Annotated in this window: 21 protein-coding genes; 8 read left to right on the top strand and 13 right to left on the bottom strand. The window is 60.3% G+C overall.

The genetic code is table 11. The annotated features are described in order from the left end of the window. Positions 1-18: 18 nt before the first annotated feature. Positions 19-588 carry a glycerol-3-phosphate 1-O-acyltransferase PlsY gene (plsY, locus tag A7J50_RS26595; protein ID WP_064454395.1) on the bottom strand — a complete coding sequence of 190 codons (570 nt, stop codon included), beginning with the start codon at positions 586-588 and terminating at the stop codon, positions 19-21. A gap of 72 nt (positions 589-660) precedes the next feature. On the opposite strand from plsY, the gene folB reads away from it, so the two are divergent. After that, positions 661-1,014 (top strand): dihydroneopterin aldolase, encoded by a 354-nt coding sequence (gene folB / locus A7J50_RS26590; RefSeq protein WP_053258324.1) that lies wholly within the window; start codon positions 661-663, stop codon positions 1,012-1,014. Then, on the top strand, positions 1,005-1,523 hold the full coding sequence (folK, locus tag A7J50_RS26585) for a 2-amino-4-hydroxy-6-hydroxymethyldihydropteridine diphosphokinase (RefSeq protein WP_064454394.1): 519 nt from the start codon (positions 1,005-1,007) through the stop codon (positions 1,521-1,523). Before folB ends, folK begins: the two co-directional genes overlap by 10 nt. Here folK and A7J50_RS26580 read toward each other — a convergent pair. The 11 genes from A7J50_RS26580 to A7J50_RS26530 all read right to left on the bottom strand — a co-directional run bounded on the left by A7J50_RS26580 (position 1,518) and on the right by A7J50_RS26530 (position 15,574). Further along, positions 1,518-2,747: a multifunctional CCA addition/repair protein gene (locus A7J50_RS26580; RefSeq protein ID WP_064454393.1), complete on the bottom strand. Its 1,230-nt coding sequence runs from the start codon at positions 2,745-2,747 to the stop codon at positions 1,518-1,520. The genes folK and A7J50_RS26580 overlap by 6 nt on opposite strands. A 63-nt stretch (positions 2,748-2,810) precedes the next feature. Next, a complete protein-coding gene (locus tag A7J50_RS26575; RefSeq protein ID WP_053258321.1) occupies positions 2,811-4,373 on the bottom strand; it encodes a SpoVR family protein in 1,563 nt (520 codons plus the stop codon). Further along, entirely contained in the window at positions 4,370-5,641 is a 1,272-nt protein-coding gene (locus A7J50_RS26570; RefSeq protein WP_003194735.1) for a YeaH/YhbH family protein, read from the bottom strand. Before A7J50_RS26570 ends, A7J50_RS26575 begins: the two co-directional genes overlap by 4 nt. A 116-nt stretch (positions 5,642-5,757) precedes the next feature. Further along, the gene (locus tag A7J50_RS26565; RefSeq protein ID WP_003194732.1) at positions 5,758-7,680 is read right to left on the bottom strand and encodes a PrkA family serine protein kinase; all 1,923 of its coding nucleotides are present in this window, start codon (positions 7,678-7,680) and stop codon (positions 5,758-5,760) included. Between the two features lie 284 nt (positions 7,681-7,964). Further along, positions 7,965-8,294, bottom strand: a complete 330-nt coding sequence (glpE, locus tag A7J50_RS26560) for a thiosulfate sulfurtransferase GlpE (protein WP_064454392.1) — start codon at positions 8,292-8,294, stop codon at positions 7,965-7,967. Between the two features lie 9 nt (positions 8,295-8,303). Beyond that, a complete protein-coding gene (locus A7J50_RS26555) occupies positions 8,304-9,152 on the bottom strand; it encodes a symmetrical bis(5'-nucleosyl)-tetraphosphatase (protein ID WP_064454391.1) in 849 nt (282 codons plus the stop codon). Then, a complete protein-coding gene (gene apaG / locus A7J50_RS26550; RefSeq protein WP_064454390.1) occupies positions 9,152-9,532 on the bottom strand; it encodes a Co2+/Mg2+ efflux protein ApaG in 381 nt (126 codons plus the stop codon). Before apaG ends, A7J50_RS26555 begins: the two co-directional genes overlap by 1 nt. Before the next feature lie 106 nt (positions 9,533-9,638). Then, positions 9,639-10,451 carry a 16S rRNA (adenine(1518)-N(6)/adenine(1519)-N(6))-dimethyltransferase RsmA gene (rsmA, locus tag A7J50_RS26545; protein WP_064454389.1) on the bottom strand — a complete coding sequence of 271 codons (813 nt, stop codon included), beginning with the start codon at positions 10,449-10,451 and terminating at the stop codon, positions 9,639-9,641. Continuing rightward, positions 10,448-11,437 carry a 4-hydroxythreonine-4-phosphate dehydrogenase PdxA gene (gene pdxA, locus A7J50_RS26540; RefSeq protein ID WP_064454388.1) on the bottom strand — a complete coding sequence of 330 codons (990 nt, stop codon included), beginning with the start codon at positions 11,435-11,437 and terminating at the stop codon, positions 10,448-10,450. Before pdxA ends, rsmA begins: the two co-directional genes overlap by 4 nt. Then, positions 11,434-12,768, bottom strand: coding sequence for a peptidylprolyl isomerase (locus tag A7J50_RS26535; protein WP_064455018.1), 1,335 nt, complete (start codon positions 12,766-12,768; stop codon positions 11,434-11,436). Before A7J50_RS26535 ends, pdxA begins: the two co-directional genes overlap by 4 nt. Next, the gene (locus A7J50_RS26530; protein WP_064454387.1) at positions 12,749-15,574 is read right to left on the bottom strand and encodes an LPS-assembly protein LptD; all 2,826 of its coding nucleotides are present in this window, start codon (positions 15,572-15,574) and stop codon (positions 12,749-12,751) included. The genes A7J50_RS26535 and A7J50_RS26530 overlap by 20 nt, the downstream gene beginning before the upstream one ends. 130 nt (positions 15,575-15,704) lie before the next feature. Between A7J50_RS26530 and A7J50_RS26525 the strand changes: the two genes are divergently transcribed. Genes A7J50_RS26525 through A7J50_RS26515 form a run of 3 tightly spaced genes read left to right on the top strand, consistent with a single transcriptional unit; the run spans position 15,705 to position 18,173 of the window. Next, positions 15,705-16,730: an aminoglycoside phosphotransferase family protein gene (locus A7J50_RS26525; RefSeq protein ID WP_064454386.1), complete on the top strand. Its 1,026-nt coding sequence runs from the start codon at positions 15,705-15,707 to the stop codon at positions 16,728-16,730. After that, positions 16,727-17,404: an N-acetylmuramate alpha-1-phosphate uridylyltransferase MurU gene (gene murU / locus A7J50_RS26520; protein ID WP_064454385.1), complete on the top strand. Its 678-nt coding sequence runs from the start codon at positions 16,727-16,729 to the stop codon at positions 17,402-17,404. The genes A7J50_RS26525 and murU overlap by 4 nt, the downstream gene beginning before the upstream one ends. Before the next feature lies 1 nt (position 17,405). Continuing rightward, positions 17,406-18,173 carry a TerB family tellurite resistance protein gene (locus tag A7J50_RS26515; RefSeq protein ID WP_064454384.1) on the top strand — a complete coding sequence of 256 codons (768 nt, stop codon included), beginning with the start codon at positions 17,406-17,408 and terminating at the stop codon, positions 18,171-18,173. Positions 18,174-18,326: 153 nt separating this feature from the next. Here the strand turns inward: A7J50_RS26515 and A7J50_RS26510 are convergent, their stop codons facing one another. Next, positions 18,327-19,301, bottom strand: a complete 975-nt coding sequence (locus A7J50_RS26510; RefSeq protein ID WP_064454383.1) for an alpha/beta hydrolase family protein — start codon at positions 19,299-19,301, stop codon at positions 18,327-18,329. A gap of 77 nt (positions 19,302-19,378) precedes the next feature. On the opposite strand from A7J50_RS26510, the gene A7J50_RS26505 reads away from it, so the two are divergent. From A7J50_RS26505 to A7J50_RS26495, 3 genes are all read left to right on the top strand, one after another. Continuing rightward, complete coding sequence (locus A7J50_RS26505; RefSeq protein ID WP_064454382.1) at positions 19,379-21,373, top strand: ATP-binding protein; 1,995 nt, start codon at positions 19,379-19,381, stop codon at positions 21,371-21,373. 18 nt (positions 21,374-21,391) lie between these two features. After that, positions 21,392-22,021, top strand: coding sequence for a response regulator transcription factor (locus A7J50_RS26500; protein ID WP_064454381.1), 630 nt, complete (start codon positions 21,392-21,394; stop codon positions 22,019-22,021). Positions 22,022-22,235: 214 nt separating this feature from the next. Continuing rightward, a complete protein-coding gene (locus A7J50_RS26495; RefSeq protein WP_064454380.1) occupies positions 22,236-23,348 on the top strand; it encodes an ABC transporter ATP-binding protein in 1,113 nt (370 codons plus the stop codon). The last annotated feature ends 15 nt before the right edge of the window (positions 23,349-23,363 follow it).

Below are 23,363 nucleotides of genomic sequence, written 5' to 3'. Positions count from 1 at the left end.
CGGGTTCATCGAACGTATTTAAAAATGCCGTTCGCGCCCGGCAAACAGGTCGCGTAAATTGCCGCGGTGGCGCCAGACGATCAGCAGTGTCAGCACGCTCATCGGCAACAGCGCCGCAGGTTCTTGCCAGGCCAGCAGTGGCAGGGTGAGTGGTGTGGCGATCAGTGCGGCCAAGGAACTCGTGCGGGTCAGGTAGAACGTCAGTAACCAGGCGAGCACGGCCAGCAACGCTGCCGGAGGGTAAATCCCCAGCAACATGCCGGCCGCCGTGGCGACGCCCTTGCCACCGCGAAAGCGGAAGTACAGCGGAAACAGATGGCCCAGGACGGCAGACACGCCCACCCAGGCTTGCTGTTGCAGGGAGAGGCCGACGCCGTTGGCGATCAGCACGGGCAGCAGGCCCTTGCACACGTCGCCCAGCAGCGTCAGGACGGCGAGTTTCTTGCCGGCCAGGCGCAACATATTGGTGGCGCCGGCATTGCCTGAGCCACTCATTCGCGGGTCGGGATTTCCCGTCAGGCGGCTGAGCAAAATGGCGAAGGACAGCGAGCCGAGCAGGTAGGCGAGAGTCGCCAGTAACCAAAACATGCTAACTATTCCGGGCGAGGACGCCCTGATTCTAACGGGGCAACGCGCCCTTGTCGTGCTGCGGAGAAGAGCTTGGACAGAGTGTTTATCGAAGGCCTGGAAGTCGACACCGTGATCGGGGCCTACGACTGGGAGCGCGGCATCAAGCAATGTCTGCGTCTGGACCTGAGCTTTGCCTGGGACAACCGCCCGGCTGCTGCGGGTGACGATCTGACCCTGGCGCTCGATTACGCCAGCGTATCTGCGCGTATCCAGGCCTTTGCCGAACAATCCCAGTACCAGTTGGTGGAAACCTTTGCCGAGCGCCTGGCCGAAGTGCTGATGCGTGAATTTCAGATTCCCTGGCTGCACCTCAAGTTGACCAAGCCCGGCGCCGTACCGGCAGCCAAAGGCGTGGGCGTGGAGATCGAGCGCGGATGTCGCTAACTCAGATTTACCTGGGCCTTGGCAGCAATATCGAGCGCGAGCGCCATTTGGTCGCCGGCCTGGATGCGCTGGCGAGCTTCTTGACCGATGTGCGCTGTTCTCCAGTGTTCGAAAGCCAGCCAGTGGGGATCAAAAGCGGGCCATTCTTCAATCTGGTGGTCTCGGCCTACACCGACCTGCCGCTGATGGAGCTGGATCGCCGGTTGAAATTCATCGAGGCCGACAACGGCCGTTATGCCCCGGACCGCAAAGGGCTGCCGCTGGATATCGATGTGTTGCTGTACGGCGAGCTGGTGGGAAATTTTGATGGCTTGATCCTGCCGCGGGCAGAGATCCTGAAAAACGCCTTTGTGCTGTGGCCGCTGTCGTTGATGGCGCCCGATCGTGTGCACCCTGAGGCGGGCAAGACATTGGCGCAGCTATGGCGCGATGCACAGATCGATCAAGTGCTGGCGCCTGTCGGTTTTGAGTGGCAGGGCCAGCAGCTGACGCCGGACGCGCCCCTATAGGGCGTGTTGTTCTTTGTAGGCTTTCAACACCTTGAGCCGCTCACGCTTGAGCGCCTCACCCAGCTCGGGGCCTTTGAAGCCTTTCTCCAGCAAAGGCGCCACAGGCACCTCGCGGGCCGCTTTCGCCGCGCCGCGTAAATAATCCGCTTGTGGATAACTTCTTTGCTCCAGGCCTTTGCGGCCCCGTGCGTCCATTTCACAGCTCACCACGAACTCTTCAAAACGCTGTGGCCTGCGATAAACGTCAAAACTCTGCAGCAATTCCAGCAATGTCGACGCTTTCAGCTCCAGCGCGCGATGGCCGTGGGTGTGATATTGGCCGACAAGCAGGGCCAATTCCTGACAATCCTTCGGCACCTTGAAGCGCTCGTTCACCGCCTTGATCAGCTTCAGGCCGGTCTGTTCGTGGGCAATATGCTGCGGCAACTTATCCACAGGTGTCAGGCCTTTGCCCACGTCATGCAGCAGGCAGGCCCAGCGCACGGTGAGCGGTTGTTTGTGCAGGGCCGCCTGTTCCAGCACGCTCAAGGTATGTAGGCCGGTGTCGATTTCAGGGTGATGGGCTGCTGGTTGCGGTACACCGAACAGGGCATCCACTTCCGGCATCAGGGTTTTCAGCGCGTTGCAGTCGCGCAGTACCTGAATAAAGACTTGAGGCTGATCCTCCATCAGTGCCCGAGAGATTTCTTTCCAACTGCGCTCTGGCGTCAGGGCTTCCAGTTCGCCGGATTCGCTGAGCTGACGCATCAGCTCCAACGTTGGCGGCGCGACGGTAAAGCCGAGGTGAGCGTAACGTGCTGCAAAACGTGCAACGCGCAGTACACGGAGGGGATCTTCGGCAAATGCGGGGGAAACGTGACGCAAAACGCGCGCTGTCAAATCCTGCTGGCCGTGATAGGGATCGGTCAGGTTGCCGTCATCATCCTCCGCCATGGCGTTGATGGTCAGGTCGCGACGAATCAGGTCTTCTTCCAGCGTCACCTCGGGGCTGGCATGGAATACAAAACCACCATAACCCCGGCCGCTCTTGCGTTCGGTGCGGGCGAGGGCGTATTCGTCGCCGTTTTTGGGGTCCAGGAATACCGGAAAGTCAGCGCCCACCGGCTTGTAGCCCTTGGCGAGCATTTCTTCAGTGGTTGCGCCGACGACAACACGGTCGATGTCGGTGACCTTGATGCCCAGCAACCGGTCACGCACCGCACCGCCGACTTTGTAGATTTTCATGAAAAAGCCTCCATTAGCGGCACAGGATAACGCCTGTGCCTGACCAATGGAGGCTTTGCTGTTTCAGAGGTGAACGACGGCCAGGTCCAGGCGGCCGTAGTCGTTGTCGTTATGATCGCTGCGTGGCGGCACGTGGTGGGTCTTCATCACTTGATCGCCCTGCAGGGTTTCCAGGTGAATGTCGAAGCCCCATAACCGATGCAGGTGCTTGAGCACCTCCTCGGTGGATTCGCCCAAGGGTTTGCGGTCGTGCTGCTGATGACGCAGGGTCAGCGAGCGGTCGCCGCGCACATCGATGCTGTAGATCTGCACGTTAGGCTCACGATTGCCCAGGTTGTACTGCGCCGCCAGGGTTTCACGGATGGTGCGGTAGCCGGGTTCGTCATGAATCGCGGGCACCACCAAGTCATCCTTGAGGTCGTCATCCATGATGCTGAACAGCTTGAGGTCGCGAATCACCTGGGGTGACAGGTACTGCAGGATGAAGCTCTCATCCTTGAAGCTGCTCATGGCGAACTTGATGGTCGACAGCCAATCGCTGCCGGCGATTTCCGGGAACCAGCGGCGGTCTTCTTCGGTGGGGTGTTCGCACATGCGCCGGATGTCGCGATACATCGCAAAGCCCAGTGCGTAGGGGTTGATGCCGCTGTAATACGGGCTATCAAAGCCTGGCTGGAACACTACGCTGGTGTGGGAGGTGAGGAACTCCATCATGAAACCGTCGGTGACCAGGCCCTCGTCGTACAGGTCATTCATCAAGGTGTAGTGCCAGAACGTGGCCCAACCTTCGTTCATCACCTGGGTCTGGCGCTGTGGATAAAAGTACTGGGCGATCTTGCGCACGATGCGCACGATTTCCCGCTGCCACGGCTCCAGCAGTGGCGCGTGTTTTTCCAGGAAATAGAGGATGTTTTCCTGAGGTTCGGCAGGGAAGCGCGCATTGTCCTTGTCGCTGTTTTTGCCCGCACGTTTTGGAATGGTGCGCCACAGGTCGTTGATCTGTTTCTGCAAGTGTTCCTCACGCTCCTTCTGGCGCAGGCGTTCTTCCTCGGCAGAAATCGGGTACGGACGTTTGTAGCGATCAACCCCATAGTTCATCAGGGCGTGGCAGGAATCGAGCAAGTCCTCCACCGCGTCGATGCCATGACGCTCCTCGCACTGCATGATGTACTGCTTGGCGAACACCAGATAATCGATGATCGAGCTGGCATCGGTCCAGGTGCGGAACAGGTAATTGCCTTTGAAGAAACTGTTGTGCCCGTAGCATGCATGGGCCACCACCAACGCCTGCATGCAGATGGTGTTTTCCTCCATCAGATAGGCGATGCATGGGTCGGAGTTGATGACGATCTCGTAGGCCAGGCCCATCTGGCCGCGGGTGTAGGACTTTTCGGTGCTGAGGAAGTGCTTGCCATAGGACCAGTGGTGATAGCCCAAGGGCATGCCGACTGACGCATACGCATCCATCATCTGTTCGGCGGTGATGACTTCGATCTGGTTAGGGTAAGTGTCCAGGGCATAACCCGCCGCGATACGGCTGATTTCCCGGTCATAGGCCTGGATCAGTTCAAAGGTCCACTCGGACCCGGTGGAAATGGGTTGGCGCTTATGCGCTTTGGCCGTCATGTCACTAACCTGCGCTGGAAGAGTTCACGGAAGACCGGGTAGATATCGCCGGCCGAGACCAGTTGCTGCTGGGCGAAGGTATCGGCAAAGGCTTCGCCGATGCGCTCGTATTCGAACCACAGGGCCTGGTGCTCACGGGGGGTAATTTCGACGTACGTGTAGTACTGCACAAACGGCATGATCTGGTTGATCAGGATGTCGCGGCAGATGGGCGAATCATCATTCCAGTTGTCGCCGTCGGAAGCCTGGGCGGCGTAGATATTCCACTCGTTGGCCGGGTAGCGCTCGGCCATGATCTCCTGCATCAGCTTCAACGCGCTGGACACGATGGTGCCGCCGGTTTCCCGCGAGTAAAAGAACTCTTCTTCGTCCACTTCCCGGGCGCTGGTGTGATGGCGGATGAACACCACGTCGATCTTGTCGTAGTTCCGCTTCAGAAACAGGTACAGCAGGATGAAGAAGCGCTTGGCGATGTCCTTGGTGGCCTGGGTCATGGAGCCGGACACGTCCATCAGGCAGAACATGACCGCCTTGGAGCTGGGGTTGGGTTGCTTCACCAGCAGGTTGTATTTCAGGTCAAAGGTATCGAGAAACGGCACGCGGTGAATGCGCGCGCTGAGTTTTTCGATTTCGGCCTCGATTTCCTGAATATCGCCGAAGTTGTCCGGCTCTTCGCGCTTCAAGCGCGCCAACTCTTCCTTGGCCTGTTTTAGTTTGGCGCGGCTGCTGCCCGACAGTGCGATACGGCGAGCATGGGCCGAGCGCAGGGTGCGGATGATGTTGATCCGGGACGGATTGCCCTCGTTGCTTATCCCGGCGCGCACGGTCTTGAACGTATCGGTGCCGGTCAGGTTGCGTTTGACCAGGTTGGGCAGCTCCAGGTCCTCGAACATGAATTCGAGGAATTCTTCCTGGGTAATCTGGAACACGAACTCATCCATGCCTTCGCCGGAGTTGCCGGCCTTGCCCGGGCCTTTACCCCCGCCGCCACCTTGGGGCCGTTGGATGTGCTCGCCGGTGGTGAACTCCTTGTTGCCGGGGTGCACGACGGTCTGCTTGCCGCCCCGGCCATGGTGCAGCACCGGTTCGTCGATGTCCCGTCCGGGAATGCTGATTTGTTCACCATGCTCCATGTCGGTGATGGAGCGGCGGCTGACAGCCTCTTCAACGGCCTTTTTGATGTGGTCACGGTACCGCCGCAGGAAACGCTGGCGGTTTACCGTGCTCTTGTTCTTGCCATTAAGGCGTCGGTCGATCACATAGCTCATAGGCCCCTCCGGGGAGCTTCAAGTCGTAAGCTACAAGCTGCAAGAGGAGTGTGCGCCCAATATGACGGCTCACTCGCCTTTATCTTGCAGCTTGTCGCTAGAAGCTTGTCGCTATTTCACTGCGATTTGCGAACCCGCAGATACCACTCGGAGAGCAGCCGTACCTGTTTGTCGGTGTAGCCACGCTCAACCATTCGTGTAACGAAGTCGTTGTGTTTTTGCTGGTCCTCCTTGCTGGCCTTGGCGTTGAAGCTGATGACCGGCAGCAGATCCTCGGTGTTGGAGAACATTTTCTTCTCGATAACCACCCGCAGCTTCTCGTAGCTGAGCCAGGTAGGGTTCTTGCCGTTGTTGTTGGCCCGGGCGCGCAGCACGAAGTTGACGATTTCGTTGCGGAAATCCTTCGGATTGCTGATGCCGGCTGGTTTCTCGATCTTTTCCAGCTCCTCGTTGAGGGCTACGCGGTTGAGGATTTCGCCGGTTTCCGGGTCGCGGTATTCCTGGTCCTGAATCCAGAAGTCTGCGTACAGCACGTAGCGGTCGAAAATGTTCTGGCCGTACTCGCTGTAGGACTCCAGGTACGCGGTCTGGATTTCCTTGCCGATAAACTCGATGTAGCGCGGCGCCAGGTATTCCTTGAGGAAGCGCAGGTAGCGTTCGCGGGTTTCCGCCTGGAATTGCTCCTGTTCGATCTGCTGTTCCAGTACATAGAGCAGGTGCACCGGGTTGGCGGCGATCTCGTGCGGGTCGAAGTTGAAGACCTTGGAGAGGATCTTGAACGCGAAACGTGTGGAAAGGCCGTTCATGCCCTCATCCACGCCCGCCGTGTCGCGATATTCCTGGATCGACTTGGCCTTGGGATCGGTGTCCTTGAGGTTTTCGCCGTCGTACACGCGCATCTTCGAGTAGATGTTCGAATTCTCCGGCTCCTTGAGGCGCGACAGCACGGTGAATTGCGCAAGCATTTTCAGGGTGTCGGGCGCGCAGTGAGCCTTGGCCAGAGAACTGTTGAACAGCAGCTTGTCGTAAATCTTGATCTCGTCGCTGACCCGCAGGCAGTACGGCACCTTGACGATGTAGATCCGGTCGATGAAGGCTTCGTTGTTCTTGTTGTTGCGGAAGGTATGCCATTCCGATTCGTTGGAGTGGGCCAGCAGGATCCCGGTGAACGGAATCGCGCCCAGACCTTCGGTACTGTTGTAGTTGCCTTCCTGGGTTGCGGTCAGGAGTGGGTGCAGCACCTTGATCGGCGCCTTGAACATCTCCACGAACTCCATCAGGCCCTGGTTGGCCCGGCACAGTGCGCCCGAATAGCTGTAGGCGTCGGCGTCGTTCTGCGGGAATTCTTCGAGTTTACGGATATCGACTTTACCCACCAAGGCCGAAATGTCCTGGTTGTTCTCATCGCCTGGCTCGGTCTTGGCCACGCCGATCTGGTTGAGGATCGACGGGTAGAGTTTCACCACGCGGAACTGGCTGATATCACCGCCAAATTCGGCCAGGCGCTTGGTGGCCCAGGGCGACATGATGGTATTGAGGTAGCGGCGCGGAATGCCGAAGTCCTCTTCGAGGATCGCGCCATCTTCCGTGGCGTTGAACAGGCCCAGTGGCGACTCGAATACCGGTGAGCCCTTGATCGCGTAGAAGGGCACCTTCTCGATCAGTTGTTTGAGTTTTTCAGCCAGGGACGACTTGCCGCCGCCGACGGGGCCGAGCAGGTAAAGGATCTGTTTCTTCTCTTCCAGGCCTTGGGCGGCATGGCGGAAGTAGGAGACGATCTGGTCGATGCATTCTTCCATACCATGGAAGTCTTCAAAGGCCGGATAGCGGCGGATCACCTTGTTGGAAAATATTCGCGACAGGCGCGAATTGTTGGCGGTTTCCACCAGTTCCGGCTCACCAATTGCCAATAGCAGACGTTCGGCGGCAGACGCGTAGGTGCTGCGGTCCTGCTTGCACAGCTCGAGATACTCTTGCAGCGTGAGCTCTTCCTGCTGTGTGGACGCGAAGCGTTGTTGGAAGTGGCTAAAGATACTCATGACGTCGTCACCTCGCTCGATACGTGGAGCCGACGCCGGATCAATCAGTCGATGCTGGCAGTCATTGGTGATCACCAATGGCTGTTTTCCCCCCAGAACACCCTCAAACGCTACCGATGACCCGCACGCCGGTGTACCGGCTCTCCCCTGATTCGGATGGCCTGCGCTTAAGGATAGTTCGGAATCCGGGAGTTCAAGGCGCGATGCGCAATTAGTTGGCTGCGCCGTTCGTCAGAAACGGCGCGAGCCCATGCGTCACGCGGGGTAGCGGGGTGTGAAAAAAATTATTGCGAATCGCCGGAGGCAATTTCTGCAGGATAGGTCGTACGCCACAGCTCAAAGCCACCGTCCAGGCTATAGACATCGGAGAAGCCCTGGCTGATCAGGTAGGCGGCCGCGCTCTGGCTGGAGTTGCCGTGATAGCAGGCCACGATCACCGGTGCGTCGAGGTCCGCGGCACGGATGAAGTCGGCGATGTTGTGGTTGTCCAGATGCTGCGCGCCGGTGATATGGCCAGCGGCGTGAGCCTGAGGGTCGCGGATGTCGACCACCACGGCACCTTGCTCGCGCAGTGCCTGGGCTTCTTCGGGAGGGATACGTTTGAATTCGCTCATGGCGGGCTCCTATGGCTTGGCGGCCGGCAGTGTCACGGAAAGGGGGGATTCACACTGGCAGCTCAAGCGCTCGCCGGTGTCGATGTTCATCAGGGTCATGGCGCCGCCCCACACGCAGCCGGTATCGAGGGCAAAGACACCCGGCTCGTCGCACTTGCCTTCAAGGGCAGCCCAGTGGCCGAAGATGATTTGCGTGTCGCGGGTCTTGCGCTCCTTGTGGGCAAACCAGGGCTTGTAGCCGGGCAGCGCGGTGTCGGCGCCTTCCTTGCTTTTGAGGTCCAGTTTGCCCTCTGCGGTGCAGAAGCGCATGCGTGTGAAGTAGTTGGTGATGACGCGCAGGCGGGTCGCGCCGGTGAGGTCGTTGTCCCACTTGACGGGCTCATTGCCGTACATGCCGTCGAGGTAAGCGGTGTAGAGGCTGTCATCGGCCAGTGCGCTTTCCACTTCAGCGGCACACTTGAGGGCTTTTTTCAGTGTCCATTGAGGCGGGATGCCAGCATGGACCAAGGCCATGTTGCGGCCTTCGTCGTAATGCATGAGCTTTTGTCGACGCAGCCAATCCAGCAGTTGCGCGCGATCCGGTGCTTCAAGGATTTCGCGCAGGGTGTCGCTCTTTTTCAGGCGTTCGATGTTATTGCCGGCCGCCAGCAAGTGCAGATCATGGTTGCCCAGTACACACACCAGGGAGTCGCGCAGGCCATACAGGAAACGCAGGGTTTCCAGGGACTCGGGGCCGCGATTGACCAAGTCACCCACCAGCCACAGGCGATCGCTTGCCGGGTTGAAGGCAACCCGCTCCAGCAGGCACTTGAGGGGTTCCAGGCAGCCTTGCAGGTCGCCGACCGCGTACGTCGCCATCAGTGCAGGGCTCCAGGCACGGCGAGGCGGAAGGGCGCGATGATGGCGTCGAACAGTTTGCCGTCGGTGGCTTTCATCTGATACGAGCCCTGCATGGTGCCGACTTTGGAGGTCATCACCGTGCCGCTGCTGTAGGTATGGCTGGCGCCAACGTCGATCAACGGTTGCTGGCCAACCACACCGGCGCCGCGCACTTCCTCAACCTGACCGTCACCGTCGGTGATCACCCAGTGGCGCGACAGCAGCTTGGCCGGCACCTGCCCGTTGTTCTTCACCGTGATGGTGTAGGCAAAGGCGAAACGGTTATGTTCGGGTTGAGATTGGTCCGCGAGGAAGCGGGTGACGACGCTGACGTCGATCTGGTAGCGAGGATCGGACATGCAAGAGGCCTTAAAAGCAAAAGCGGAGGACAGCAGATGCGGATCAGTCTAGGCCATCAGCAGGGCACTAGGCCAGACATGCTGTCTGGCCCATGCATGGCAGGCTTCAGTCCACGGTTGGCGCAGGCTGGATGGCAAGCTGGTCGGCCAGGCGCACGAACGCGGCCAGGTCCAGTTGCTCGGGGCGCAGGCTGCCATCGACGCCGGCGGCTTCGATCTCAGCGTTGCTCAGCAGCGCCTTGAGCGTGTTGCGCAGGGTCTTGCGGCGCTGGTTGAACGCTTCGCGCACCACCCGCTCCAGTAGCTTGTGGTCCTTGGCCGGGTGCGGCAGTACGGCGTGAGGCACCAGGCGCACGATGGCCGAGTCGACCTTCGGCGGCGGATTAAACGCGCCGGGGCCAACATTGAACAGGTGTTCCACACGGCAATGGTATTGAACCATGATCGACAGACGGCCCCAATCACCACCACCAGGCCCCGCCGCCAAGCGCTCAACCACTTCTTTTTGCAGCATGAAGTGCATGTCGCGAATGATCCCGGCGTTGTTCAGCAGGTGGAAAATCAGCGGTGTGGAGATGTTGTAAGGCAGGTTGCCGACCACCCGCAGGCTGTTGGGCGCGGCATTGAGGCTGTTGAAGTCGAACTTCAGCGCGTCGCCCTGGTGCAGGTTGAAGTTGGACTTGCCTGCGAACTGCTGGTTGAGGATCGGGATCAGGTCCTTGTCCAGTTCAACCACGTCCAGTTGACCGCCACTGGCCAGCAGGCCTTGGGTCAGTGCGCCCTGGCCCGGGCCGATTTCCAGCAGGCGGTCTTCAGGTTTGGCATGGATGGAGCGCAGGATGCGGTCGATCACGCCGGCGTCGTGCAGGAAGTTCTGCCCGAAGCGCTTGCGCGCCCGGTGTTGGTAATGCTCGGTCATATACGGGTCTCGGCCATCTGATAGGCGGTTTCCAGGGCCACGTGCAGGCTGCCGGTATCGATCTTGCCGCTGCCCGCCAGGTCCAGGGCAGTGCCATGGTCGACGGAGGTGCGGATGATCGGCAGGCCCAGTGTCACGTTGACTGCGGCGCCGAAGCCTTTGTATTTCAGCACGGGCAGCCCCTGGTCATGGTACATCGCCAGCACTGCGTCGCAGTGCTCCAGATATTTGGGGGTAAACAGAGTGTCCGCAGGCAGTGGGCCACGCAGGTCCATGCCTTCTTGGCGCAGACGCTCTAATGTCGGTTCAATGATGTCGATTTCTTCATGGCCCAAATGGCCGCCTTCACCGGCGTGCGGGTTAAGCCCGCAGACCAGGATTCGGGGTTGGGCAATGCCGAATTTTTGTTGCAAGTCGGTGTACAGGATGCGCGTGACGCGCTCCACGCGCTCGGCGGTGATGGCATCGGCGATATCGCGCAACGGCAGGTGCGTGGTCACCAGGGCCACGCGCAGGCCGCGTGTGGCAAGCATCATCACGACTTGAGCGGTGTGGGTCAGTTCGGCGAGGAATTCGGTATGGCCGGAAAAGGCGATACCGGAGTCGTTGATGACGCCCTTGTGCACAGGGGCGGTGATCATGCCCGCGAAGTCGCCGTCGATACAGCCTTGGCCGGCACGGGTCAGGGTTTCCAGCACAAACGCCGCATTGGCCTTGTTCAGTTGCCCGGCAACGACCTTGGCCGCAAGCGGGGTGTCCCACACATACAGGCTGCCTGCGGGGGCCGGCAGGTCAGGCCAATTGCCCGGCGCCACGTCCAGCAACGTGACGGCCACACCCAGTTGCGCGGCCCGCTCAAGGAGCAGGTCGCGGCTGGTTATGGCAATCAGGGGGTGTGGCTGGGGTTGCGAGGCGAGGAGCAGGCACAGGTCTGGACCAATGCCGGCCGGCTCGCCGGGTGTGACCGCGAAACGCTGTGGTTTCACTTCGTTGCCTGGTCGGTGCCTGTTTGCTCGGCGCCTGGCAGCTTGTTTTCCACGTAGGCTTCGTCACGGATCTGACGCAACCAGGTTTGCAGCTCTTCGTCGTATTTGCGGTTACGCAATACGCTCAGGGCTTGTTGCTCGCGGGCCTGGGTGGTGTTGTCGGTCGCGCGGCGGCCAAGAACTTCCAGTACATGCCAGCCATATTGAGTCTTGAACGGCTTGGACAGAACGCCTTGCGGGGTCTTGGCCATAACGTCCTGGAACTCCGGCACCAGCGCTTTCGGGTCGATCCAGTTCAGGTCGCCACCGTTGAGGGCCGAACCCGGGTCTTCCGAGAAGCTCTTGGCCAAGGTGGCGAAGTCTTCACCGCCTTCGATACGGTCATAGATCTTCTGGGCCAGTTCCTTGGTTTGCGCCTCGGTACGGATTTCGCTTGGTTTGACCAGGATGTGACGAACATGTACTTCGTCTTTCAGCGAGGTCTCGCCGCCGCGTTTTTCCAGCAACTTGAGGATGATGAAGCCGCCCGGTGTGCGTGCTGGCTGGGTAATTTCACCCGGCTGCATGGCGCTCAGTTCACGGTCAAACGGAGGTGGCAATTGAGCGGCTTTACGCCAGCCCATATCACCGCCGTCCAGGGCGTTGTCGCTGCCGGAGACTGCAATTGCCGTCTGGGCGAAGTCAGCGCCGGCTTTCAAACGGTCATAAACGGCCTGAGTCTTTGCGGCGGCTGCATTGAGCTGCTCGGCGTTGGCGCTGTCCGGTGTCGGGATCAGGATATTGGCCAGGTGCAGCTCTTCGGAGAGCTGCATCTTGCCCAGGTCCGACGCCAGGAAGTTTTTCACTTCCTGCTCGGACACTTGAACCCGCTCGGCCACACGGCGCTGACGCACACGGCTGATGATCATTTCACGCTTGATCTGGTCACGGGCGTCCTCATAGGACAGGCCGTCGTGGGCCAGAGCAGCTTTGAACTGGTCAATGCTCATGTTGTTGCGCTGAGCGATGGTGCCTACTGCCTGGTTCAGTTCTTCATCCGAAATACGGATGCCGGAACGATCGCCGATCTGCAGTTGCAGGTTTTCGACGATCAGGCGCTCCAGCACCTGTGGATCGAGCACGCTGGTAGGCGGCACGCCGCCACCACGCTTGGCGATGGTTTGCTGAACTTCCTTGACCCGTTGGTCGAGTTGGCTCTGCATGATCACGTCGTTATCGACAATGGCCACAACTTTGTCCAGCTGTTGAACCGCAGCGTGTGCCGATGCGGCCCCCAGGAACAGCGCGCCCAGCACCAGCGGGCGCACGCAATCAGAAAGCTTGGTCTTCACGTTCACGATAACCTTCAATGCCTTTGTCGAGGAAGCTCTCTACCTTGGCGCCGGTCAGGCCGCCGAGTCCTTTAAGGACGATCTGGAAGAAGAGCCCGTGGTCACCCTTTTCGTTCAGCGGGGCGATCTGAGTGTATTCGTCGTTGGAAACCCAGTAACGGTTGATCACACGCAGTTTCCAGCAGCAGTTGTCGTATTCGAAACCACCGAAGGCTTCCAGGGTGCGGTTGCGGGCATAGTCATACTGCCAGCGGGTGATCAGGTTCCACTGGGGAATGATCGGCCACATCATCGAGAAGTCGTGTTGCTGGATTTTGTAGTAATCCTTCACGTAGTTAGCGGTGCCAGGTGTGCCGTAGTCACCGCCAAACTGGTATTTACCGGTCAACTGGTTATAAACCACTTGGTCGTTGCGATAGCGATAACCGAGGTTAACAACCTTGTTCGGGTTGTCTTCCGGCTGGTAGTGGAACATTGCGCTGCCGGAACGTGGGGAACGGCTCTCCGGGTCCCAGTTGTAGTCGGCAGTAGCGCGCCAGTCATGGTTGAAGCGGAATTCGTATTCCAAGGCGATTGGCGAAACGTTCGAGTGAGCGTCATCGCGTGTCTTGGCATCGATACCAGGCAGTTGCACTTCACGATCTTTGAAATATACCGCCTGGCCGATGGATGCCCGTTGGCGTTCAAAGCCGTTCTCTTGAATCCAGCGGCTGGTCAAGCCAAACGACAGCTTGTTCTCGTCGCCGATACGGTCCGAGCCGGAGAAACGGTTATCCCGAAACAGCGAGGAGTAGCTGAACGTGTTTTCGCTGGTGTCGAACACCGGAATGTCTTTCTGGTCCGTCTCTGGGACGTAGAGATAGAACATGCGCGGTTCAAGGGTCTGGCGATAGTTTTCGCCGAACCATTGGGTATTGCGGTCGAAATACAGGCCGCTGTCGATACTGGCGATAGGGACTGCGCGATCCTGTGAACTGTTGAAGCTCTCACCCAACTGCGAGGCGCCGCCTCTATTGGTTACCAAGTCAGCCTTGCCAGTGCTGTCCAGGTCAAGATCGTACTTGGTGTAGACGTACTTGAGCTTCGGCGTGATGTACCCGTAGGTTGCAGTCATCGGCAGGGACATGCTTGGTGCCAGGTTCAGACGCGTGCCGTTGGCGCGGTTCAAGCCAAATACGTAAGTGTCCAGGCGAGGGGTGCCATTCGCCAACGGTGGCGTATTGAACGGGCCTCCGTCTTTTTCCGTGTAATTGCCGGTCTCAAGATCCCGGTCAAAGCGCACTGCCTCGGTCTCGTAAGCAAAGTCCAAGCCGCCCGGGTGGTAAGGCAGCGTACCGTTGAAGGTCAGCTGCGGCAGTCGGTCATACGGGGTGATCTGCGAAACGGTCGCCAGTTGATAAGACTGGACGTTCAAGCGCGCCTGATAGGAGTCGCCGCGATAGGTCAAGGCGCCCTGTTGGTTCACGAAGTCCTGAGCTTGAACGCCTTCCTGGTTGGTTTTCAGATCCTGGTAGAAGTACGGATCGCTGATCTTGGTGTAGTCGACCAGGGTCGTCAGTCGCGAATCCAGCCCACCTTTATGCTGCCAGTTGAGCATGTAGCGAGTTTTTTCGTAGTCGCTCTGCTTTTTCCGTTCGTCGCTGTCGTCGTTCAGGTACGCGCCGCCAAACTGACCTTCGCTGGTCTTGGTGAGGTAGCGGAATTCGCCTTCCATCATCAAGCCGCGTTTGGTCATGTATTGCGGGTACAACGTGGCGTCGTAGTTTGGCGCCAGGTTGAAGTAATACGGCGTAATCAGGGTAAAGCCAGTTTCCCCACCGGTGCTGAAGCTCGGCGGCAGGAAGCCGGATTGACGACGGTCGTCGATCGGGAAATAGATGTACGGGGTGTACAGGATCGGGATGTTCTTGATCCGCAACGTCGCGTTGGTCGCCGTACCGAAACCGGTGGCCGGGTTCAACGTGATGTTGTTGCCCTTGATCTGCCAGGCGTTGCTGTCCGGCTCGCAGGTGGTGTACGTACCGTCCTTGAGACGGATGATCGCGTTCTCGGCACGCTTGGCGTACAGCGCGCTACCGCGTATGCGCGACTTGTGCAGTACGTATTCGGCGTTGTCGATCTGGGCGGCGCCCGTGTCGAGCTGGACCTCTGCGTGGTCGCCCACGATCAGGGCACCGTTGTCGCGCAGACGAACGTTGCCGTTCAACTCGCCACGGTTCTCGGCCTGATACAGGCTGGCTTCCTGAGCCTCCAGCTGCATGCTGCCCTGGCGCATGACGACGTCACCGGCCAGGGTCGCGACTTGCTGTTCCTGCTCGTAACGAGACGCCTTGGCACCGATGAAGGTCGGCGTATCGCTTTTGTCCGTCTTGTCGTTCATGCCAGGACGGGTCGGCTCAATGTACGCGCCGGAGCAATAAGGACCGGTTTCGGCCAGTTGGGCCGCGGTCAGCTTCTCGCGAGGCACCCAGTCCAGGTGGCTGTAGTCGGCGCTGCGCGAACGCAGGCCACGGCCCTTGGCTTCGGTGACCAGCGCAGTCTTCGGTTCAGCGTCGCCGCTGCCGCCAGCGTCGGCTTGCGCCGTACTGCCGGCCGAGCTGACAGCTGCACCGTCATGCACCGGGCGCGGTGGCAACGGGGCTGCGGCGGTTTTCGGCGCGCAATCCCAGGCACCCGAAGCAGAGACTGAGCAGTCATACTGTTCCGCGGCGACCACGAATGAGGTGGCGAAAGGTTGCATGGCCAGCAGACTGCCGGTTACCAGCAACGGAAATTTTCTACGAAACGCGGGGGATTTCAATGCCATCTTATTAGTCCGGGCTTCCTGCGTGCCATCTGCCCGCGGTTTGGGCCGCACGCCTCTCGATGGTCTGAAAAAGATGCGTGATAATAAAGCATGACCCGCTTGACGGCTAGCGCCGTCGGAGACCCTTGTAATGCCCGAGCAAGATCTACGTTTACAACAGCTGAAAGTATGGCTGGATGAGCAGTTGCCGATCCTTTTCAACGCTCAGGATTGGGGTGTCGTACCACCGGCCACATTGACCGCGGCCAGCAGCGACGCGAGTTTCAGGCGTTACTTCCGTTGGGAGGGTGGCGGTCGAACGTTCGTCGTCATGGACGCGCCGCCCCCCCAGGAAAACTGCAAACCTTTCGTCGATATCGCTGATTTGCTCGCGAAATCGGGAATTAATGTGCCAAAAATTTATGCAGAAGATTTGCCTCGCGGCTTTCTTTTGCTCAATGACCTGGGCAGAAAAACCTATCTGGACGTGATTGACGAGCAAAACGCCGATCAATTGTTTGCCGATGCCATCGATGCGCTGCTGGCTTTTCAGCAGTTGCCGATGGACACGCCGCTGCCCAGCTATGACGTCGCCTTGTTGCGCCGTGAGCTGGAATTGTTTCCGGAGTGGTACGTTCGCCGGCATTTGGGTATCGATTTCGACGCCCGGCAACAAGCCTTGTGGCAGCGCGTCAGTGATCACTTGATCGACAGCGCCCTGGCCCAGCCCAAAGTGCTGGTGCATCGCGACTATATGCCACGCAACCTGATGATCAGCGTGCCGAACCCTGGCGTGCTGGATTTCCAGGACGCGGTCTACGGCCCGGTGACCTACGACATCACCTGCCTGTTCAAGGATGCGTTCCTCAGCTGGCCCAAGGCGCGCGTGCGCGAATGGCAGCGTGGTTACTGGGAGCGTGCCGGGCAATTGGGCATCCCGGTGCAGGACGATTTTCAAGCGTTCCTGCGCGCCAGTGACCTGATGGGTGTGCAGCGCCACCTCAAGGTGATCGGCATCTTTGCGCGCATTTGCCATCGCGACGGTAAGCCACGCTACCTGGCGGACGTGCCGCGCTTCTTTGCTTATATAGAAGCAGTACTGGCCGACCGGCCTGAACTGGATGAGCTGGGTGAATTGCTCGCCAGCCTGCGCGAACCGGCCGAGGCGGGCGTATGAAGGCGATGATCCTGGCGGCAGGCAAAGGCGAGCGCATGCGTCCGCTCACACTGCACACGCCCAAGCCCTTGGTGCAGGCGGGCGGCAAGCGGTTGATCGAGTATCACCTTGAAGCGCTGGCCAAGGCCGGCTTCACCGATATCGTCATTAACCATGCCTGGCTCGGGCAGCAAATCGAAAGCTACCTGGGCGACGGTGCGCAGTTTGGCCTGCGCATCCAGTACTCGGCCGAAGGCGAGCCGCTGGAAACCGGCGGGGGTATTTTCAAGGCACTGCCACTGCTGGGCGACGAACCCTTCCTGCTGGTCAACGGCGACATCTGGACCGACTTCGACTTCGCCAGCCTGCGCAACAAGCCGCTGCAAGGGCTTGCCCACCTGGTGATGGTCGACATGCCTGACCATGCCCCTACGGGCGGCGACTTCTATTTGAGCGACGGCGTGCTTCATGATGCCGCGCCCGGTGCCGATAACCTGACCTTCAGTGGCATCTCAGTGCTCGACCCCCAGCTGTTCGCGGGTTGCAGCGTCGGAGCCTTCAAATTGGCGCCGCTGTTGCGGGAGGCCATGGCCAAAGGACGGGTAACGGGGGAACACATGACGGGACGCTGGATTGATGTCGGCACGCTGGAACGTCTGGCGCGGGTCGAAACCTTGCTGACTGCGGGGCGATAGGATGTTGTGGCCAGGGACACTGATCGGTGCCGGGGCTGGCTTTGCCATTGCCAGTATTCCGGGGGCCTTGTTGGGCGCATTGTTGGGGCAGGCACTGGATCGCCGCCTGCAATTGCACAGTTGGGCGCAATTGCGCGAACGCCTGGGCGGGCGCACGGCGTTGCGCAACGACGAACTGCTGTTTGTGCTGCTGGGGCGCCTGGCCAAAAGTAATGGCCGGGTCGTGGATGGGCATATCCAGCAGGCGCGCCAGGAGATGCGCTCGCTGGACATGAGCGAGCCGGCACGGCGCCGGGCAATTACCGCGTTCAATCGCGGCAAGTCCGGGTCCGACCGGGTGCGCACTTATCTGCGCGTGCTCAAGGCTCAGCCGCATGCGGCGGAAGGCGTGTTGCGTGCGTGCTGGCGAATGGCCTGGGCGGATGGCAGGGCAGATGAGGCCGAGCGCGACCTGATCGATCAATGGGGCAAGTGGCTGGGTTGGACGCCGCAACAGTTGCAGGCGCTGGCCTCCGATTACGCGCCGGAACGCAAGCCAATGGTCAGCCGCAGCGGCGCCTATCAGGAGGCGTTGCGGACGCTTGGCGTAACCGCCACCAGCGAACCGTCGGTGATCAAGCGTGCCTATCGTCGCCTGCTCAGTCGTCACCACCCGGACAAGATTGCCGGCACTGGCGCCAGCCCCGCGCAAGTGCGCGAGGCGACCGAGCGAACCCGCGAGCTGCATAACGCCTATGCATTGATTCGCGAGCGGCGGGATTTCAGATAGCCATCACCCTTTGGAAGTGAGCACTCAATCCAATGTGGGAGCGGGCTTGCTCGCGAATGCGGTGGATCAGCCGATGAATCTGTTGACTGACACACCCTATTCGCGAGCAAGCCCGCTCCCACATTAGGTCTACGGCGCTTTTGAGATAGGCGGTCAGCCCTCTTTCGGCTCCGGGCTCAGCCACCCGCGAACCCGCCGATACAACTGCTCCTGCTCGGCCGAGCTATTGCCGGGCAGCGTTTTGAGTGACACCTGTTTGTAGCCGTCATTCTTCGCACGCTTGGCGGCTTGCGCTCGCTCCAGTGCGTTTTTGCGCTCCTGGGCGCCGTCCTGGTAGAAGACGTCCGCCGTAGGCACTTTCAGCGTTGGGGCCAGTTGTTGCAGATTCGGCTGCCGACCCGCAGGCGTCTTGCCGGCCACCATCACCAACTTCTGCACTTGGGACGGCTGCTTCTCGCTCAGGTAACGCGCGGCCCACCAGGCGCCGGTGCCATGGCCGAGCAGCACCACACTGCGCGCGCTCTGGGTTTGGGCGAAGGCGACGGCGGCGTCGATACGATCAAAGATGCGCTTGGCGTCGGTCTTGTCCTGTTGCTCCGCACCCGGCACCACCGCCGGGTCCGTCCCTTCAGCTTCGGCGCTGGCGGCTTGTTCGATGGGTTTGGCGGCGGTGCTGCCTTCTTTGCTGCTGGTGTCGACCGCTGCCTTGGGTGCTTCCATGACCCGTGGCGGCAAGGTGTCCATGTTCAGGTCCGGTAACGAAAGGCTGAGGGTGCCCCAGTCGGCGTCCGGCAATTTACTGCGCAAAGGCGCAATTGCTTGCGGCCAGTCAGCACTTTCCCCGGCGCCGGGCACGATAATCACCACACCTTGGGGCTCGGCGCTGTTGGCCGGCTTCCACAGGGCCAGGAATGAGTCGGTGCCGGCCTGCAACTGTTGCTGTTCCTGTTGCGGAAGTTGCCGCTCGAGGGCGTTGGCTTCTTCCTGGCTGCGCTCGGGCAGGGGTTGGCGTTCAACCGGTTTTTCGGCGGCGGGCGCAGGTGCGTCGGCGGCCTGTACAGAAAAGGCGCTGGTAAATAGTAGCGACAGGCACAATGCTGGCAGTGCCGAACGGTGGAGAAAGAGCATCGTTAATTCCCGGCCAGAAGTCATTCCAGCAGCCTAATGGGTTGGTCAGTATTTGTCAGTGATGTGAGACGTGGATCATGGGTTTTCGCTGTCTGCTGGTTATCGGCTGTTGGTGCTTTGCCTTGATGGCGAGTGCCGCGCCTGCGCCTGCTGCACCACTGGCGCAACTGAATGCACAGCAGCGGGAATGGCTGGCCCAGCATCCGGAGTTGCGCGTGGGCCTGGTATTGCAGGCGCCTTACGCGCAATACGACCGGCGCTTGCAGCGGTTGTCCGGGGCCAATGTCGAGTTGATGCAGTGGTTGGCCAAGGCGCTGAACATTGAGCTGACCTGGCGCAACTTTCCCAGCCAGGAGCAATTGGAAGCCGCCGTGCGTGACGGCGAGGTGGATATCGCCCCCGGCCTGCAGCAAACGCCCGCCGGCTTGCGCCTGTGGTTATTCACCGACCCGTACATGCGCGTGCCCCAGCATATCGTCGGTTTCCGCGAAGGCGGCGGTGCCGTGGAGCTGGAAAAACTCGATGAGCAGTCTCGCGTTGCCGTGCGCATGCCCAGCGCCGTAGCGGATTACCTGCGCAGCAACTATCCCAACCTGAATGTGCAAGGCGTGCCCATGGAACGTCAGGCCTTGCAATTGCTGGTCAGCCAGCAGGCGCGCTATGCCGTGGTGGATGAGGCGCAGTTGAGCCGGTTGTCCGGCGAGGCGGAGTTTGCCGGGCTGGCCGTGGTGGGGGATATCGGCTTGCCGCAATTGCTGCGTGTGGCCACCCGCCGTGAATGGCCGGAACTGGCAACCATCATGCAAAGTGCCTTGCGTGCGATACCCGCCCGCGATCTGGACCAACTGCATAGTCGCTGGTTACAACCCAAGTACCCGCGTTTGTCGGAGTCACCGGCGTTCTGGAAAAACCTCAGCCTGCTCTTGGGGTTGTTCCTGATCGCCAGTCTCGCCGTGGTGGTCTGGCAGCGTCGCCAGCAGCGTGAGCTGGAACAGCGCCTGCTGGCGGCTCGGGAAGAAAGTGCCGCGCGCGCCGCCAGTGCCGAAGCCTTGCGGTTGACGCAATTTTCCATCGATCAAAGTACGGTCGGCATCCTGTGGGTCAATTGGGACAGCCATGTGCGCTATGCCAACCTCGCCGCCGAAACCATGCTCGGTTATGGCGCAGGGGCATTGATCGAAAGGCCGTTGATCGATTTTGACCCGACGTTGAACATGGACCGCTGGCTCAACCTGTGGAAGCGCGCCCGCGCCAGCGAAGAAGGCCCGCAAAACTTTGCGGCCGATTGCGTGCGCGCAGACGGCACAGTCCTGCCCGCCGATGTGTCCCTGAGCTTTCTGCGCTTTGCCGATGGCGAATACCTGGTCGTTTATCTCAATGACGTGACCGAGCGCCGCCGTTATGTGGCCGCCTTGCTGCAAAGCGAGGCGCAGTTGCGCGAATTGTCCGCCCACCTGGAAACCGTACGCGAAGAAGAAAAGGCCCGTATCGCCCGCGAAGTGCACGACGAACTCGGGCAGATGCTCACGGTGCTCAAGCTGGAAACCTCGATGTGCGAACTGGCCTATGCGCAATTGGACCCGGGCTTGAACGAGCGCCTGAACAGCATGAAGCGCTTGATCGCCCAGCTGTTCCAACTGGTGCGCGACGTGGCAACCGCCTTACGCCCGCCGATTCTGGACGCGGGCATCGCCTCGGCCATCGAATGGCAAGCCCGCCGCTTTGAAGCCCGCACGCAAATCCCCTGCCTGGTACAAGTCCCGGATAACCTGCCGGCCCTGAGCGACGCCAAGGCCATCGGCCTGTTCCGCATCCTGCAGGAGGCGTTGACCAATGTGATGCGCCATGCCCGGGCGCATACTGTCGAGCTGACCCTGGTCGTTGAGGGCGGCGACCTGCAGTTGACCATCAGCGATGACGGTATCGGTTTCGTTGAGTCCCAGGGGCGGCCCGTCTCCTTTGGCGTAGTGGGTATGCGCGAACGGGTGTTGATGATGGGCGGGCAACTGAGCCTGCACAGCGAGCCGGGGGAGGGCACCACCTTGACTGTCAGGGTGCCGTTGGATGCATAACTATAAGAGGAAACCCCTGTGATTCGCGTATTGGTAGCCGAAGACCACACCATCGTCCGTGAAGGCATCAAGCAATTGATCGGCCTGGCCAAAGACCTGCAAGTGGTGGGCGAGGCGAGTAACGGCGAGCAGTTGCTGGAGACCTTGCGCCATGTGGCGTGCGAGGTTGTGTTGCTGGATATCTCGATGCCGGGTGTGAATGGGCTGGAAGCCATTGCGCGCATCCGTGCACTGAATAACCCGCCGGCGATCCTGGTGTTGTCCATGCACGATGAAGCGCAAATGGCCGCCCGAGCCTTGAAAGTCGGTGCGGCGGGGTATGCGACCAAGGACAGCGACCCGGCCCTGTTGCTGACGGCAATTCGCAAAGTCGCGGCGGGCGGGCGCTATATCGACCCGGACCTGGCTGACCGCATGGTGTTTGAAGTCGGCCTGACGGATACGCGGCCGTTGCATTCGTTGCTCTCGGAGCGCGAGTTTTCGGTGTTCGAGCGCCTGGCCCAGGGCGCCAACGTCAATGACATCGCGCAGCAACTGGCGCTGAGCAGCAAGACCATCAGCACCCACAAGGCGCGCCTGATGCAAAAGCTCAATATCACCTCCCTGGCCGAATTGGTGAAGTACGCCATGGAACATAAGCTGTTGTGACGACATGCCTGTTTGCGACCTCCCTTGAGCCCTGTCGTGAGCGTTCCCGGCGGGCGCAACCCTGACACTGTTCCATCCCCGCCATCGCTGTAGGGCAATCCCTACCCCCAGGCTTCCATCCTGCTGATGCAATTCTCTCCTGGCCCCCGATTTCCGGGGCCTCGCGCCTGGACTACGCTTGTGCCACAGCAGTCCAAAACACAAAGGTGCGGGTATGAGCGAGGTGGATTCAAATGATGTGCTGGTCAGCTTTCGTGGCGTGCAGAAAAGCTACGACGGCGAGAACCTGATCGTCAAAGACCTCAACCTGGAGATTCGCAAGGGCGAGTTCCTCACCTTGCTCGGGCCATCCGGCTCGGGCAAGACCACCAGCCTGATGATGCTCGCCGGTTTCGAGACGCCGACCGCCGGTGAAATCCTGCTGGCCGGGCGCGCGATCAACAACGTGCCGCCGCACAAACGCGACATCGGCATGGTGTTCCAGAACTATGCGTTGTTCCCGCACATGACCGTCGCCGAAAACCTGGCGTTCCCGTTGTCGGTGCGCGGCTTGAGCAAGACCGATGTCAGCGAACGGGTCAAACGTGTGTTGAGCATGGTCCAGCTCGACGCCTTCGCCCAGCGTTACCCGGCGCAACTTTCCGGCGGCCAGCAGCAGCGCGTGGCCCTGGCTCGGGCGCTGGTGTTCGAACCGCAGCTGGTGCTGATGGACGAACCCCTCGGCGCACTCGACAAACAATTGCGCGAACACATGCAGATGGAGATCAAGCACCTGCACCAGCGTCTCGGTGTGACGGTGGTGTACGTGACCCACGACCAGGGCGAAGCCTTGACCATGTCCGACCGCGTGGCGGTGTTCCACCAAGGCGAGATCCAGCAGATCGCCGCGCCGCGCACCTTGTACGAAGAACCTAAAAACACCTTCGTCGCCAACTTCATCGGTGAGAACAACCGCCTCAACGGGCGTCTGCACAGCCACAGCGGCGAGCGTTGCGTGGTGGAGTTGGCGCGTGGCGAAAAGGTCGAGGCGCTGGCGGTGAATGTCGGCCAGATCGGCGGCCCGGTGACCCTTTCGGTGCGCCCGGAGCGCGTGAGTCTCAACGGCTCCAGCGAAAGCTGCGTGAACCGCTTCTCCGGACGGGTGGTGGAATTTATCTACCTGGGCGACCACGTGCGCGTGCGCCTGGAAGTCTGCGGCAAGGCCGATTTTTTTGTGAAACAACCGATTGCCGAGCTGGACCCGGCCCTGGCGGTCGGCGACGTGGTACCGATTGGCTGGCAAGTCGAGCACGTTCGCGCACTCGACCCACTTCTAGAGGCGAATTAATCGCCCCATGGCTTC

The organism is Pseudomonas antarctica (assembly GCF_001647715.1).
Lineage (GTDB): Bacteria > Pseudomonadota > Gammaproteobacteria > Pseudomonadales > Pseudomonadaceae > Aquipseudomonas > Aquipseudomonas antarctica_A.
Note: the sequence above shows the minus strand (reverse complement) of the source record. Positions and strands in the feature narration are given on the sequence as shown.